We start from the raw sequence: 13,696 nt of genomic DNA on the forward strand, positions 1-13,696 counted from the left end.
GCTAATTATTTATCATTAAAAGTTATTTCTCCATTCATCAGTATTGGTAGCATAGAATCTCTAAGTTCAACGAGAAGTCTGTTTTCTTCATTGTTAAGGTAATAGATATGTTGTTTATACATATTCATAAAGAAAGGCATGATACTTGATAATATCTCCTTATCCGTATTCTCGATACAAAATACTTTAGAATTGGAAGATTGGATGTATTTATTCTCAATAATCTTTTCCTTTACATCGTAATTTTTAAATGATGCAAAGCTTGCATTCATAGATTTAACCACTTCGTTAGATGCTTCACAATCCCTTATAACTTCTGTAAGTCCTAATTTTTCTGCCCAAACTTTGTTGACGGTAACTTTGATGACATTACGTTCACGAATAATACGGTTAATATCTGATATGATAGCGTTAAAGTCACGATGAATAGTGCCTTTAAATTCGATAGGAAGATACGGACCAATGGTCAGACAATATCCGTGTTGCTCCAACTCTTCCTGTGAAATTCTTTTGGAGAATGAATCATGCTCTTTCATTACAAGTTCACATATAGCAGCAATCTGTTCGTCTGAAAAGGTATTGAAATTCTTTTTGTAGATGCGGTTGTAATGCGAAGCGTCACCTTCTCCACGTTGCTCTCTCACCTCAATAGATTTCATTTCCTCTGCATTAATAAGCATTACGTCTTTACTTGTTTTCCTCTTATCAAACAAAAGTATGCAAGTCGCTACAGAGGTAGACTCAAACATCTTTTCCGGTAAAGAAATAGCTGCTAACAGCCATCCCTTTTCAACAAAGTATCTCCTGCACTCTTTCTCTTCCTTACTTGTCAGGACATTTCTGGGAAGAATCAATGCACATCTTTCACTTCTTTGTAGGCAATGAGCCACAAAGGCAAAATTACAGGTATATTTGGAAGGTAAATCATTGGTTATTATTCCGGATACCGGCACCCTCAAATTAAAAGGAGGATTAGATACACCTACATCAGCTTTTAGCAATTCTGTTTCCGGGAACATCGAATGCTGTACAGTCCCATAAACCGATCCTTTCACTACTTTGTATGAAGTGAAAATATTCCCGGAGAGAATATCTTTATTAACTACCGTTGCTTCGATATTGCGAATACAGAGATTAAACAATAAAATCGGAAGTACACTACCATCCAGTTCCTCGCATACAAATTTAAGTCCCGGATTAACACACCATTTTTGAATAGTCAGAGCACCGGACCCGCAACAACAATCATACACTACTTTCTCACCAGACATACAGCTAAGATAAGAAACGAGTTTTGCGAGAGAGATTGGCGTGTAATCCTGTTTCTTCTCCTTCCTGTCTGCATGGTAGAACTGATACACCCTTTGTAACCAGTCTACAGTCAAATCCGGACACAATTCTTTGTATCTATCAAAATAAAGAGTTGGATTTTGAGAAAACAAGGCAAACATTATCTTATCCGGAAGTGTATCAACACTTATGCATCCGAATAAATCACATATCTTCGCTGTTAATTCTTTTAATTCCATTATATTCCTTTCTTTCTTTATATTTATTGGTTATCTTCCACTGTAACAGATTCTATCTTTTCGTGATTGGGGTTGCTGCCTTTCAACAAGTCATTTTTTACTCTATCGGCAATCCGATCATTACTAACGGTATTTTTATCTTCGTAATCGTAGGATATGATTACGGTTATTTTTTTACTCTTCATAAATATTCCTTTCTATTCTGTTTTACTCCAAATTCTTAATAAACTTAGCTACAAGAGGACATTCTTCGTTGCAGCATAATAGTATTTTCTCCCTATCATTTACGTCATGCACCAAACAGGAATCAAGACAGTAAGATTGAAGTGCTTTCTTCTTCACTTCTAAAACTTCACCAACTTGCCTTTCAGCCAATTCGTCTATAAAGTCCTCAACCACGGGAGAAGGAATGTATTTAGGTTCTTCGGGATCACAGAAAAGATCCTGTTCATTATCCGATATCCATTTTTTTATATCATTTTCATTCATATCTTTTGGGGTTTTGATATCAGCCTATTATGCACACCACTATTATTACTGCCAAAAATGCTTTCTATGATAAATACTTCATTCTCGGTTCGAGGCGTTATTTCTTTGCCATTTTTCAAAATAATAGAAAGCCACTCTTTACCATATTTAACACAGTCTATATCTGACAAGCGAAATGAAACTGCATCTATATTTAGAATACCATTAAGCGCATTTTTGAGTACGGTTTTATCATCATAAGAGATACAAAAGCTCTTTTGACCTTCTTTAAATGAACAATAAATCCCATCAGGCAGTATTTCTTCCAGCCTGTCTTCGTCCCACATATAACTAATATATCTTCTGATTTTTTCAATATCAAGCCCGAACATTATTTCAGAATGAAATTTATCAGCTTCTTCTTTAGTATTGAAAAACATATCATCACCAGCATTATAAAAACAATCATCACCTGAATAACTATAAATAAATACCTCACCATTCTTCTTGATGACATCAACTTCTGACGGCTCGTTAAAGCCCTCTACAATAAACATTTTTAATTGCTCCATTCTTTGATTGTTATTAGTTAAATTTTTCCTCTTAGAAGTTTAAGTGCTACTAATGGTTTTTTGTTAGATAACTGTACGATTGCTTTAAATCGTTCGTCTTTTGCCGAATAGTATCGACACATACGATTATTAGCTTTATCTACTCTTCCGCTTCCGTATATCCAAACCATACCTTTATATAGTCGGATATTTTTCATTATCTTTTTTGCTTGTCTTAGTCTCATATTAATTTCTTTCTTGTGTTTTTAAATTAATTCTCCACTTCATCCCCTCTCTTTGGTTTCCGAACCGGGACGCGTAGTTCTTTTTCAGTGAACTTACTCGACATATACCGTTCTGCATCTGGCCAGTTCGTAAAGCATAAGTCCGGATCAGTATAAAGCCTTAGAAGTGTCTCGTTCAGCTTGTCGAGTGCTCCGAATCCGCTTGAATTGATCTTTTCGTCTGTTTTAAACTTGCTGTTTAAGCGTTCGTAATTCTCTGTAACGAATCGGTCGATATACCTCCGGTTCTGTTCGTTCACGGGCTTATGATGTTCCGGAACGTCTTGCAAATAATTTGCGTTGATTGGTTTCTTAATCATTATTTAAAATTTAAATCGTAGTTGTCCGTTCTTCTCGTCTTTCACGTGTTGCGGCAATGCCCGTTTCGGCTTTGAGTAGTTGAACTGTCTCTCAGCCTGCGCAAAGTCGCTGAACATCTCCGTAATTTCGTCCGGTATGGGATCGTCATTTTCTTCGTGTTCCGGATCGGCTACTCTCAGAAATGCACCTACCAGATATTGCATGATTTCATAGATACTTTTGAATTTGTATTTAGCTCTGATAGCGTCGAGCCGCTTCCAGTCATCGAGGTCTATGCGAACCACTGACTTTTTAAAGTCGCCTGCTGGATTCTTATTTCTTTTTATCGGTGTCATCGTCTGCTGCTGCCTCCTAATTCGACCACATTAAACATTTCATTAATTCTATCAGCGATATAAGCGCCGTATTTAAGTTGCAAATCTTCTATTGGTAGATTTGTTGTTACATGCGTTAAAGCTTCTCTCCTGAGCTCGTATCGGCACTGAAAGATATATTGCATTACATTCAACTCTGTACCGAAGTATTTTGCCGGAATGGGTTCACGCCCTAATTCATCAAAGCACATCATGCGCGGACTGCCATTGTTGTACGTGTACAATTCCAGTGCATCCTTGCCTCGCATAGAAAAGCTATTTGCAATGAATGAAGCAGAATCAATACGGAAACCTCCCATCGGATAACCGCCTTTATCCTGTCCGCTTACAAAGTATCTGTATCGGTTCATTATCTGCATAATGGTAGATTTTCCGGTTCCGACCGGGCCACAAAGCAAAATACCTTTTTCCGGGTCCAGTTTCGATCTGTCCTTTTCCATGTACAGAAATATTTGATTCATCACATTTCGGTTTGATTCGTCTATTTGAAAATTGCTGCATACAAAGCGACAACACTCTTTAAACCATTCTGCCCGATCCTTTGCGGGCACAGGGTCAGATGTCGGTCTTCCGAATGATAATAGTTGCTTGATCGACATCATTTGTTTGCTCCTTGTTTCCATTTCTACAATTATTTTTAAGTTCAAAAAGCCCTGCCCAGTTGTTGGCGATAGACTGATTAACGATTTCATTTGCTACATTCGCATCATTTCCGCTTAGTTTGACTAACTTGTCATAGCATGCCTTAACAGACCGATCAGATTTATATTTTTCTCTTCGTTCTTTTTTGTATTCCAGCCACAACAGAAAGACATCTAAAAACTCAAAAGAGACAAAAGAAAGCTCATCGAGAGATAGAGAGAGTTCTTTTAGTTTAGTTTCTGTTTTAGTTTTAATATAGTCTGGCGCATCGGCTGGCTGATTGGTTCCCATATTGGTTGGCGCATCGGCTGGCGTATCTCCTTTCTTTTCGACTGGCTTTTTGGTTGGCACATCTACCGTATTTTTTCCGGTAGTCGGCTTTTTCTTTGGCGATTCATCTTTGAACTTTTTAGAGAAAGAATATAAACCGACTACTCTTCTGCTTTTACCCGATTTATAATAAACCAGTCCTGCATTAATTAGAGATAACCGTGCCCGAACTAAAGTTTTCTCGTCGATATTGAGGGAACAGCATAGTTCAATGTTTGAGCAACTGAAAACGTCCTCCCAGCCCTCGCTGTTACAAACTGCAACTAATTCATAAAATAGTGCTTGTTCGGTAGCGGTAAGCCTGTTGCGCCTGCGTGCTCTTCGCATTTGTTCCATTAACGTATATCCATCCATATTATCGAGAAACATAATAACTGCACGGCCTTACACCTACCGATCTAAAGACACTCAGAGCGGAGCAGTAACACATATAATTCTTTTCTTCACCTCCATACTTACACCTCCGGCAATCCGGTTTACTTTGTGATTGAATGATTTTCTTTGCCATAATTAAACCTCCTTTATTCTGATACCATGTACGCTAAGCATCAGTTTTCTTTTGATTATATACTCTTTCGTTTTCATCCCTTTCGCATCTTCCACCACTAATTCGCCATCACGATAATAAACGAAGTCGGCATAGTAGGACAGGGACTTTTCCAATAGCTTTCTTTTCTGCAACATCTTCCGGGCCCCCTTCACTTCATAATACTCGTATTGTGCCGGAATAAGCTCGTATTTACACTGCTCTTGCAGATCAGAGATAATTCCCTTTTTCTCGAGCAGTTTCAGTTCTTGTGCCCGTCTATACTCGCGAATAGAATCGTATCCTTTGTACTTAATATTGTTGTATTTTGCCATCTTGATAATATTAGTTAGTAGTGGAGCGAGGCGGAATCGAACCGCCTATACTGCTGTCTTTACTGCGCGCCGCTGCTCTATCCTTTAAGCTACGCTCCGTTAACCGGGACTTTCACCCGGTTTGTTGTTACTTGTCCTTTGAATGATATGGGTAGACATCCATAATTGCAGTTTCTTTCAATGCAATAGATTGATAGTCCGCCATTGTATTTTTCATACCTTCATCTACTTTCTTCATAGCATCGCGGAGATCGGCGGCCTGTACAAGTACATTCGTATAGGTTCGTTTCTCCTTTGCGGTCTTTTCATCCAGCACAACGAAAGCAAGTCGTCCGGCATACCATTTATCGGCCGCTTCTTCATCAGATGGAAAGAGTTCGCTATAATTGGCGCGTTTTATATCGGTAACGGTAAATTCGCCAGTGATAAATGGTGTTGTTTCTTCGATAATACGTGCTTCCGCTTCGGTGAAGCTGAGTGCGTCGACTAAATAGGGTTCAGTAACTTTTTTGTTAACTCCTTCTGAATCCATTTTTTCGTAACGGATTTTGCATAAAAACCAAGTGTGCATCATAATTGTATGTTTTAAAATATTATGTTAATGTGTTGTGACAGTACTTGCTAATTTCAATTTCTTTAATTGCTTTTTAAGCCTTGTTATTTGGTTTTGTACAGGAACATTGCCTTTTGCTTTGGGCTTTAATGTTTCAATTTCAACCTTTATCGCTAAAACTTCCTTAGCCTTGTCGATACATTCCGGAAAATCCCGACCACTCCGCAATGATTCGTCTATCATTTCATTTGCCAGTCGTACCCGGTCATACAACTTCTGTATGTTTTCAGTGTGATCACTCCGGTGCATTTCAAGCAAACGCCCGTCATTTACATAGCCGTCATAGATGACATAATACAGGGTATCTACATCCGGGCGACCGAGGAAATGCCCGAGAAACTGCCAATAGTATTCATCTTTGTCGTTAATTTCCTGCAGCAGTTGTAGCGATTCGATCTTTCCTTGTGACATCGGGCACTTAATTTCAACCAGTGCCGATACTTTCCCATCAAAGTCATATACATAGGCATCCGGCGAATCGCCAAAGCCTTCAAACGGCTCGTTAAATACGATGTCCTCAAAATCGGTAGTACAGGACTTGATTTCATTTAATAGCTGCGTTCGTAGCCATTCCACGGCGAGCGGTTCATTTTCGTGCCCCCAGTCGAAGGCCTTTGCAGTTCCGTTTTCGCGGGTTACTCCGGTTCGGCGTTCATAGCGAACAGCAAACATCACATCTAAAGCGGCTTTGCCAAATGGCGTACCTTTGCCGGCTTTCATCAGATCAGGAAGAACGGAGGCTGTAATCAGACCACGCCGTTTTTCTTTCCATTCAAATTCTTTTTGTTCAGCGGATTTCATGTTTCTGTAATTCTTTTATTTGTTCTTTGGTTAGTTTATACTTAGCGATGACCTGATTTACTGTATAGCCACCTTTTAAACCGTCTATAATGTTGTTCCAGATTGCGGAACCAGTTTCAACGGTTGATCTATCGTCACCCAGCTTCGGCGCAAATGGTCTGATACGAAGTGCATCTATCATTTCTCCTTTTACATTTACACGAGCGGAGCCGACTTGCATAGCCTTATTGATCCATTGCTCAATATCTGGCGTTTTGAATAGTTTCTCCAATGTTTTACAGTTGGTTTTGTTAACTACCATCGGTTTGACATTCTCGTGAAAATATGCGATTAAGCACATATCTTTCTTACCGCTTTCCCCGGTCACTTCTTCGCGCTTCATTTCTCGGATAGTAAGAATTAGGTCTTTGCCTTCCGGGAGGCTGTGAGCGCCCAGATATGGGTAATTAAATTGGGTTTTCCAGTGTGTCATAATTGATTTATTCCTTTCTGTTATGTTTTACGCTAATTGTTTATCAAATTCTTTAATACATTCAAATAGGTATTTTGCAACGCAAGGATTAACAGCATTTCCTATCGAGCCGACTCTGTGTGTCCAATTGGGAAACCCATCATCATTTCTAACAATGCTATGCGCTGGGATTTCAAGAATCCTTTTTGCGCAAGTATATCCGATACTCGTATCTGATGTCCACTCTTTAAATATCGAGTTAAAGCGTCCATCGTTGCAAATGTCGCCTTGTAATCCGATTTTGTCGGAGTAGGCAATAAGGTAAAGTCTTTCCCTTTTGTGCGGGTATCCAAAAGCGTAGTTTGATATACATTGCCATTCCGCATTAAACCCGATTTTGGAAAGATCGCATAAGACTTGCTCAAGACCGGAAATAGTGAGAGCTGGCGAATTTTCAATGATGACGTATTTAGGTCTAACTTCCCGTACAATTCGATACATTTCGCTCCATAACCCGGAACGCTTCCCTTTAATACCTTCACGCTTTCCGGCAACGCTGATGTCTTGACACGGAAATCCTCCACTAATGATGTCCACATATCGGAGACCGGTTGTTTTTGTAATATCAGTGAATCTTTCTGCATAAGGAAATTTGGTTTTTAATATTTCACCTTGAAATTTTTCTATCTCACAATTCCACAAAGTATCAATTCCGGCCATCTCAGCACCTAATTCAAAGCCACCGATCCCACTAAATAGAGAACCGTGCGTTAGTTCACTTTGCTTCATTTCTTAATTGTTATTAATCAATCTGCATCATATTCTACATCAATTATTTCTTCGGACTGATAAGCCACTGGCAATGTCATATCTTTCCGTAACATCCGCCACATATAGGTAATAGCGGTTTCCTCATCATCGGCATATACTTCCCGTATTCCGGAGTATGAACCGTAATAATATCTTATAGTGTATTTATTCATTTCTGTACTGTTTTATTCAAACTCTATCGTTTCATCTCCCTGATAGTACTCCGCGAAACATCCCGGACATACCGTTATCATTTTCGTACCGTGTCGGCCGTTCTGCACTGCTTCGACTTCGACCTCAATACCTTCGCCCGGTTCTATTTCGGTTCCGCAATCTTCGCAATGAACATGATCGGCCGGACATTCGCCCAGAACGGAACAGAGGCGGCAATTACCGATACAATTCAGATTTTCTCTTTTCATTTCTCCGTTGATTTACTTCGTTACATACTATCACATACAGTACCGTTACAATTACGGCCAGAAGTGCGATGATTAATTTGCCCGGTTCCGGTTCGCCTTCTGCAAGCAAACAGGCGAGAAACATGCCGATTAGGGCGAAAGGGGATTGTTTAGGGGTTAGCATTATACTACTTTGTTTCTTGTTAAAAATCGTTCTATACTCGCTAAGTCATACCATATCATTCTCTCTCGTTGTGAAAATGATATTTCGGCCGCATTTCTAAGTGTCATTAAATAATCTTCTGATACTCCGAGATATGCCATTGCCTCAGTCCTGCTAAGCCATTTCTTGGCAACCGGCTCTACTTTTCCTGTTATTTTTCTTGCCATGACTATTTTATTTATTACGTTTCACAAATAGTTTATCGTCTTCAATCCAAGTCGTAAATACTTTGCCTTCATCCGTTTTAATGTCTGAGGCTGTAGTTCTTACTGACTTTCTTCGATCTTTAGGGAAGGCTACTTTTGCTCCGATCTCCATTTCAAGAAGAGTCGGCTTAATTGGTGTTGATGTTTCCATTGTTTTACTTATTATTTGTTTTTACTATTTTACGTAATTAAATTTGGCCATGTATTTCTCAGCGCCCTTCATGGACTTGAATGTCTTACTTGAAGATGCTGTTACTGCGATGTAGCTAAGATTGCCATTGTATTCATTTACCATGATTGCACCGGTTAATTCGCTATTTACTTTTTTGTAGTCGATGATTGCTTTCATAATTCTATCTATTTAATTTGTTATTTCTTGATTGATTGATTAACTTTGATGCGACAAAGATATATGCAATTGCGTAAAAATTGAAATTTAAATGCATTAATTTTATGCAATTGAAGTATTTTAGATTGTTTCTAAATAATTATGCGCTATGACTACGATAAATGAAAGAATACAAATAGTTGTAAATGAGCTTTTTGATGGTAATAGATCAGAGCTTTGTAGAAAATCGGGAGTACCGATAGGCACAATGTCTTCAATATTAGGAGAGAGGCAAAGCAGTCCGAATATTGATATTCTGCAATTAATATATTCTGCAATTGCAGAATTCCCCGTTTCTGTAGAATGGTTTTTTACAGGAAAAGGAGATATGAAACGCAAAGGTGATGTTACTAAATATGTTGAAGAAACACGTCCAAGAATCCCATATACAGCCGCGGCGGGGGCTATTTCTATAGCAATGGAGGGAGTTACAAAGAGCCAGTGCGAACAAATTCCTTTGGTAAAAGCATTCCCTAAATACGATTTTACCATTCAAGTACAAGGCGACAGCATGACCCCTGCATATAATTCTGGCGATGAAGTCGCTTGCCTGTTTATTAAAAATTCAAACTTTATACAATGGGGGCGGGTTCATGTGTTGGATACGGCGCAAGGGATCGTTATAAAAAGAATTTATGATGCCGATGATGCGATATTATGTGTTTCGGAGTTTTCTGAAAAGTATCCTGAATTTAAGATACCTAAAAGTGAAATATACTCTGTTAGTTTGGTTGTCGGACAGTTGAGATTGTAAGAGTTGTGTCTAAACATGAAATATGCAATGAAAAAAAATGTAATGGTATTATTATTGTTGATTTATCCTGTAATATGCTTTGCACAAGACGATATTAAATTTGGATTATATCTTCGAGGAAAGGCAGGGGAGATAAGCATGATTCCTCCTTCGGCGTTTGCAGATGGAAAGAATAATTTAGACCTGATTGGGTGGGAAAAACCAAGTATATCCTTAAGTCTTAGGAGTACTGAATCTAAAACGGTCACAGATAATCAGAGACCAGAGTTTTTCTTTTTTTTTATAGATGAAACCAAAGATCGGATGTTGAATGCGAAGGAAGTTGGAATGATGATAAGAAATTATCCTTTTGTATATGGCATTACGCCTAATGATTTTATACTTGCTCGTTTGTTTAGAACAAATAAAAACAGGGCATTAAGATTGGAAAAAGAAAAGGTACTTTCAGGGAGTAGATACAGAGCCTTTAATGTTGATACAATACCGTTTACTGCAATACCAATGCAAAATAATGCGTTTAAAGTCATAGTTGACTCTGATATACCTTACGGGGAGTATGGCTTTCTGTATAAAGGAGATGTTCCTTATGAAAGAATCATATATGACTTTTGTATTAATCGGAAATAAACACTATTAATCCCAGAATCAATCAACTGAAACGCTGATTTTAACTGCCGGTTTTGTATCTGATTTGATATATTGAAAAATCATATCCGACAAGTCAAATAATGAAATTGATTCAGATATACGGCCAAATTCGTTTAGCGGTTTCTTGTTGATTGAAATTAAAACAGCTTGCTCTAAACAAAATTTTCTTAGTTCTTCATCGGTCATAATATTGCTTTTATTATTATGCCGGAAAGGGTTCAAAAAGGTAGCACTAACCGAAAGCTAAAGAGTGGGGAGATAGGATGAATAGTGCAAATTTGGTGCAAATAAAATTGATTTAATTGTTAATATGTTGATTGATATTAATTTGTGAAGTTATAATTAATATCCTCAGGATATATTTGAATGAGTTCTTTTTAAATAAACTCTGTTATGTGGTTACTCCTTGCTTTTCTTTCAGCGACCTTGCTGGGCTTTTATGATGTGTTTAAAAAGAAGTCGTTAAAGGACAATGCGGTTCTGCCTGTCTTGTTTCTCAATACGCTCTTTTCCAGTCTTATATTTCTGCCTTTCATCTTGCTGTCGGCATTTGTCCCCGGAGTGCTGGAGGGTACTATGTTCGATGTACCCGTGGTTGGGTGGGAAGTACACAAATTTATCATTATCAAGTCTTTTATCGTACTTTCTTCGTGGATACTGGGCTATTTCGGGATGAAACACCTGCCTATTACGATTGTAGGTCCCATTAATGCAACCCGCCCTGTAATGGTGCTTGTGGGAGCTATGCTGGTTTTTGGCGAGCGTCTGAATCTCTATCAGTGGATCGGTGTGTTGCTGGCCGTAGTTTCTTTCTTTATGCTAAGCCGCTCGGGGAAAAAAGAAGGCATTGACTTTAAACATAACAAGTGGATTCTTTTTATTGTGTTGGCAGCCGTAGCAGGTGCGGTCAGCGGATTGTATGACAAGTATCTGATGAAGCAGTTGCCTCCGATGGTGGTACAGTCGTGGTATAATGTTTATCAGGTGTTCATCATGTGTCCTATCCTTGCCTTGCTCTGGTGGCCCAAACGTAAATCGTCTACGCCCTTCCGCTGGGACTGGGCCATCATCTTTATTTCCATCTTCCTCTGCGCTGCGGACTTTGTTTACTTCTATGCATTGAGTTACGAAGATTCGATGATTTCGATTGTCTCGATGGTTCGGAGAGGAAGCGTCATCGTATCTTTCCTTTTCGGCGCTATGATGTTCCGTGAAAAGAATTTAAAAAGCAAGGCGATTGACCTTATTCTGGTGTTAATCGGAATGATATTCCTATATTTGGGAACTAAATAAGAACGTAAAGAAACAAGATTATCAGATATGAAAAATTCTACTCTTACCCTCCTGATATTTATTCTGGGTATTTTTTCTTCCTTTTCTGTCAAAGCACAGGAAGCCAAAACGGTGTTTGTGAATATACCTGACTCACTGTGTCCGTTGCTGACATCGGTGAACCGTGCAGATTGTATCGATTTCATCGAAAGTAAGATGAAGGCCCAGGTGACCAACCGTTTCGGGGGTAAGTCGGAAATGACGGAATTAAGTCCCGATTATATATCTCTTAAAATGTCTGATGCGAGCAGTTGGCAGATGAAACTGTTACCGCTGAGCGATAGTGTAAAAGTGGTCTGTGCTGTTTCTACAGTTTGTGCTCCGGCATGCGACAGTCATATCCGCTTCTATACCACCGATTGGAAAGAACTTCCTGCCGATGAGTTTCTGCCTTCAGAACCTCATATAGATGATTTCTTTACTTCTTCCGACTCTACTGATTACGATTTTATCGATGCCCGTCTGCAAGCCGATATGACTTTGATGAAGGCGGAGCTTTCTAAAGAGGATGAGACGTTGACTTTTACTCTGACTACTCCGGAGTATATGGAAAAAGAAACGGCGGAAAAACTGAAACCGTTTCTCCGCCGTTCAATTGTTTACACCTGGAAAGGTGGGAAGTTTATCCCAGGCACTCTTTGATGTATGCCTCCATTTCGGGAGTATGTTCTTCTACGCTTTGCAATAGCTTGAATTGTGCTTTGGTACGTACCAGGTTGTGTTCGGGATATTTGATCTTATAGTAAGTATCGCCGTTGATATAGTCTGCCAGGAAGCGTACACATTGCATATAAGGGAAGAGAGCTGCTGCATAAGGCAGATTCTCAATCTCGATCGGAGTGAGGAATGAACCGGCTCCTTCCAGATATCCCTTGGTGAATGCTTTGAATATCTCCATGTTGAAGTTGACATTATCCAGGTTCTTATCGTCTTCGTCTCCGGTATTGGCTCCTGTACGCAGGAAATCACCGTAGTCAGAGAAGATAAAGCTTGGCATTACTGTATCGAGGTCGATTACACAAAGCACTTTGCCATCTTCGTCGAACATCATGTTGTTCACTTTCGTATCGCAGTGGCATACGCGTTTCGGCAGTTTGCCTTCACGATACAGGCGTTCGGCCTTGCACATTTCGTCTGCACGCTTCTCTATTTCGTCCAGATAATACTGTACTTCGGCTACTCGTCCGGCCGCATTGGCTGCTACAGCTTCACGAAGCTGCTTCAGGCGGAATTCCATGTTATGGAAATCGGGGATAGTCTCACCCAGTGTTGTCGGGATGTCAGCCAGCATTGCCTGGAAGTTACCGAAAGCAGCTCCGGCATAATATGAATATTCCGGGTTTACTGTTTCATAAGTTTTGGCACGGGGGATGAATACCATCACACGCCAGTAGCTGTCACCGTCGAACCAGTATGTTTTGCCTTCTTCTGTCGGAAGGAAAGTCAGTACCTTGCGGTCAATATCTGTTTCTCCGGCTTCCGTCAGTTTTTTGCGGATGTGTCCGGTTACAGCAGCGATGTTGTCCTGAAGCATTTCCACATTCTGGAAAATGGCGTGGTTGATACGTTGCAACACATAGTCGGGAGCATCTGTTTCGGTAGTGTTTACCTTATAAGTGTCGTTAATCAGTCCGGCGCCGAGTGGTTTGATTTCGCTTACAGTGCCTTGTACTTTGAATTTAGATACGATGTTCAGTAAATCTTTCATG

The 13,696-nt window shown here is 39.5% G+C and carries 25 protein-coding genes and 1 tRNA gene; 4 read left to right on the forward strand and 22 right to left on the reverse strand.

The window, feature by feature from the left end; translation table 11 throughout:
* Window positions 1–5: 5 nt before the first annotated feature.
* The 20 genes from FDF36_RS07425 to FDF36_RS07520 form a co-directional block, all read right to left on the reverse strand.
* The gene (locus tag FDF36_RS07425; protein WP_220390916.1) at window positions 6–1,529 is read right to left on the reverse strand and encodes an HsdM family class I SAM-dependent methyltransferase; all 1,524 of its coding nucleotides are present in this window, start codon (window positions 1,527–1,529) and stop codon (window positions 6–8) included.
* A gap of 23 nt (window positions 1,530–1,552) precedes the next feature.
* Window positions 1,553–1,714: a hypothetical protein gene (locus FDF36_RS07430; RefSeq protein WP_009292900.1), complete on the reverse strand. Its 162-nt coding sequence runs from the start codon at window positions 1,712–1,714 to the stop codon at window positions 1,553–1,555.
* Between the two features lie 22 nt (window positions 1,715–1,736).
* Complete coding sequence (locus tag FDF36_RS07435) at window positions 1,737–2,018, reverse strand: hypothetical protein (RefSeq protein WP_220390917.1); 282 nt, start codon at window positions 2,016–2,018, stop codon at window positions 1,737–1,739.
* Entirely contained in the window at window positions 2,015–2,569 is a 555-nt protein-coding gene (locus FDF36_RS07440; RefSeq protein WP_220390918.1) for a hypothetical protein, read from the reverse strand. The genes FDF36_RS07435 and FDF36_RS07440 overlap by 4 nt, the downstream gene beginning before the upstream one ends.
* 17 nt (window positions 2,570–2,586) lie before the next feature.
* A complete protein-coding gene (locus FDF36_RS07445; protein WP_220390919.1) occupies window positions 2,587–2,793 on the reverse strand; it encodes a hypothetical protein in 207 nt (68 codons plus the stop codon).
* Window positions 2,794–2,819: 26 nt separating this feature from the next.
* Window positions 2,820–3,152: a hypothetical protein gene (locus FDF36_RS07450; RefSeq protein WP_220390920.1), complete on the reverse strand. Its 333-nt coding sequence runs from the start codon at window positions 3,150–3,152 to the stop codon at window positions 2,820–2,822.
* A 3-nt stretch (window positions 3,153–3,155) separates the two neighbouring features.
* Entirely contained in the window at window positions 3,156–3,488 is a 333-nt protein-coding gene (locus FDF36_RS07455; RefSeq protein ID WP_005819368.1) for a hypothetical protein, read from the reverse strand.
* Window positions 3,485–3,967 (reverse strand): P-loop NTPase family protein, encoded by a 483-nt coding sequence (locus tag FDF36_RS07460; protein ID WP_259281394.1) that lies wholly within the window; start codon window positions 3,965–3,967, stop codon window positions 3,485–3,487. Before FDF36_RS07460 ends, FDF36_RS07455 begins: the two co-directional genes overlap by 4 nt.
* Before the next feature lie 115 nt (window positions 3,968–4,082).
* The gene (locus tag FDF36_RS07465) at window positions 4,083–4,835 is read right to left on the reverse strand and encodes a hypothetical protein (RefSeq protein ID WP_409013149.1); all 753 of its coding nucleotides are present in this window, start codon (window positions 4,833–4,835) and stop codon (window positions 4,083–4,085) included.
* Between the two features lie 174 nt (window positions 4,836–5,009).
* Complete coding sequence (locus FDF36_RS07470; protein WP_220390922.1) at window positions 5,010–5,360, reverse strand: DUF1064 domain-containing protein; 351 nt, start codon at window positions 5,358–5,360, stop codon at window positions 5,010–5,012.
* Window positions 5,361–5,381: 21 nt separating this feature from the next.
* A tRNA-OTHER gene (locus FDF36_RS07475) sits at window positions 5,382–5,458 on the reverse strand.
* Window positions 5,459–5,487: 29 nt separating this feature from the next.
* Complete coding sequence (locus FDF36_RS07480; protein WP_122141898.1) at window positions 5,488–5,937, reverse strand: DUF4494 domain-containing protein; 450 nt, start codon at window positions 5,935–5,937, stop codon at window positions 5,488–5,490.
* A 21-nt stretch (window positions 5,938–5,958) separates the two neighbouring features.
* Entirely contained in the window at window positions 5,959–6,774 is an 816-nt protein-coding gene (locus tag FDF36_RS07485; protein ID WP_220390923.1) for a YqaJ viral recombinase family protein, read from the reverse strand.
* Window positions 6,761–7,246, reverse strand: a complete 486-nt coding sequence (locus tag FDF36_RS07490) for a hypothetical protein (RefSeq protein ID WP_220390924.1) — start codon at window positions 7,244–7,246, stop codon at window positions 6,761–6,763. The genes FDF36_RS07485 and FDF36_RS07490 overlap by 14 nt, the downstream gene beginning before the upstream one ends.
* A 27-nt stretch (window positions 7,247–7,273) precedes the next feature.
* The gene (locus FDF36_RS07495) at window positions 7,274–8,014 is read right to left on the reverse strand and encodes a DNA cytosine methyltransferase (protein ID WP_220390925.1); all 741 of its coding nucleotides are present in this window, start codon (window positions 8,012–8,014) and stop codon (window positions 7,274–7,276) included.
* Window positions 8,015–8,031: 17 nt separating this feature from the next.
* The gene (locus FDF36_RS07500) at window positions 8,032–8,208 is read right to left on the reverse strand and encodes a hypothetical protein (protein WP_005811065.1); all 177 of its coding nucleotides are present in this window, start codon (window positions 8,206–8,208) and stop codon (window positions 8,032–8,034) included.
* Window positions 8,209–8,220: 12 nt separating this feature from the next.
* The gene (locus tag FDF36_RS07505; protein WP_220390926.1) at window positions 8,221–8,457 is read right to left on the reverse strand and encodes a hypothetical protein; all 237 of its coding nucleotides are present in this window, start codon (window positions 8,455–8,457) and stop codon (window positions 8,221–8,223) included.
* Between the two features lie 162 nt (window positions 8,458–8,619).
* Window positions 8,620–8,826, reverse strand: coding sequence for a helix-turn-helix domain-containing protein (locus tag FDF36_RS07510; protein WP_220390927.1), 207 nt, complete (start codon window positions 8,824–8,826; stop codon window positions 8,620–8,622).
* Between the two features lie 7 nt (window positions 8,827–8,833).
* Window positions 8,834–9,016, reverse strand: coding sequence for a hypothetical protein (locus FDF36_RS07515; protein WP_005819344.1), 183 nt, complete (start codon window positions 9,014–9,016; stop codon window positions 8,834–8,836).
* Between the two features lie 24 nt (window positions 9,017–9,040).
* Window positions 9,041–9,214 (reverse strand): hypothetical protein, encoded by a 174-nt coding sequence (locus tag FDF36_RS07520; protein WP_220390928.1) that lies wholly within the window; start codon window positions 9,212–9,214, stop codon window positions 9,041–9,043.
* 148 nt (window positions 9,215–9,362) lie between these two features.
* Here FDF36_RS07520 and FDF36_RS07525 point away from each other — a divergent pair, with 148 nt between their 5' ends.
* Both FDF36_RS07525 and FDF36_RS07530 read left to right on the forward strand, forming a co-directional pair.
* A complete protein-coding gene (locus FDF36_RS07525) occupies window positions 9,363–10,007 on the forward strand; it encodes a S24 family peptidase (protein WP_005819340.1) in 645 nt (214 codons plus the stop codon).
* 27 nt (window positions 10,008–10,034) lie between these two features.
* Window positions 10,035–10,634: a hypothetical protein gene (locus tag FDF36_RS07530; RefSeq protein ID WP_220390929.1), complete on the forward strand. Its 600-nt coding sequence runs from the start codon at window positions 10,035–10,037 to the stop codon at window positions 10,632–10,634.
* A gap of 18 nt (window positions 10,635–10,652) precedes the next feature.
* On the opposite strand, the gene FDF36_RS07535 is transcribed toward FDF36_RS07530, so the two are convergent.
* Window positions 10,653–10,841 carry a hypothetical protein gene (locus FDF36_RS07535; protein ID WP_220390930.1) on the reverse strand — a complete coding sequence of 63 codons (189 nt, stop codon included), beginning with the start codon at window positions 10,839–10,841 and terminating at the stop codon, window positions 10,653–10,655.
* Window positions 10,842–11,048: 207 nt separating this feature from the next.
* On the opposite strand from FDF36_RS07535, the gene FDF36_RS07540 reads away from it, so the two are divergent.
* Both FDF36_RS07540 and FDF36_RS07545 read left to right on the forward strand, forming a co-directional pair.
* On the forward strand, window positions 11,049–11,948 hold the full coding sequence (locus FDF36_RS07540; protein ID WP_005775654.1) for a DMT family transporter: 900 nt from the start codon (window positions 11,049–11,051) through the stop codon (window positions 11,946–11,948).
* A gap of 27 nt (window positions 11,949–11,975) precedes the next feature.
* Window positions 11,976–12,629, forward strand: coding sequence for a DUF3256 family protein (locus FDF36_RS07545; RefSeq protein WP_220390931.1), 654 nt, complete (start codon window positions 11,976–11,978; stop codon window positions 12,627–12,629).
* Here the strand turns inward: FDF36_RS07545 and FDF36_RS07550 are convergent.
* Complete coding sequence (locus FDF36_RS07550) at window positions 12,610–13,695, reverse strand: phosphotransferase enzyme family protein (protein WP_005775657.1); 1,086 nt, start codon at window positions 13,693–13,695, stop codon at window positions 12,610–12,612. The genes FDF36_RS07545 and FDF36_RS07550 overlap by 20 nt on opposite strands.
* Between the last annotated feature and the right edge of the window lies 1 nt (window position 13,696).

This window comes from Bacteroides fragilis, assembly GCF_019583405.1.
GTDB classification, from domain to species: domain Bacteria; phylum Bacteroidota; class Bacteroidia; order Bacteroidales; family Bacteroidaceae; genus Bacteroides; species Bacteroides fragilis_B.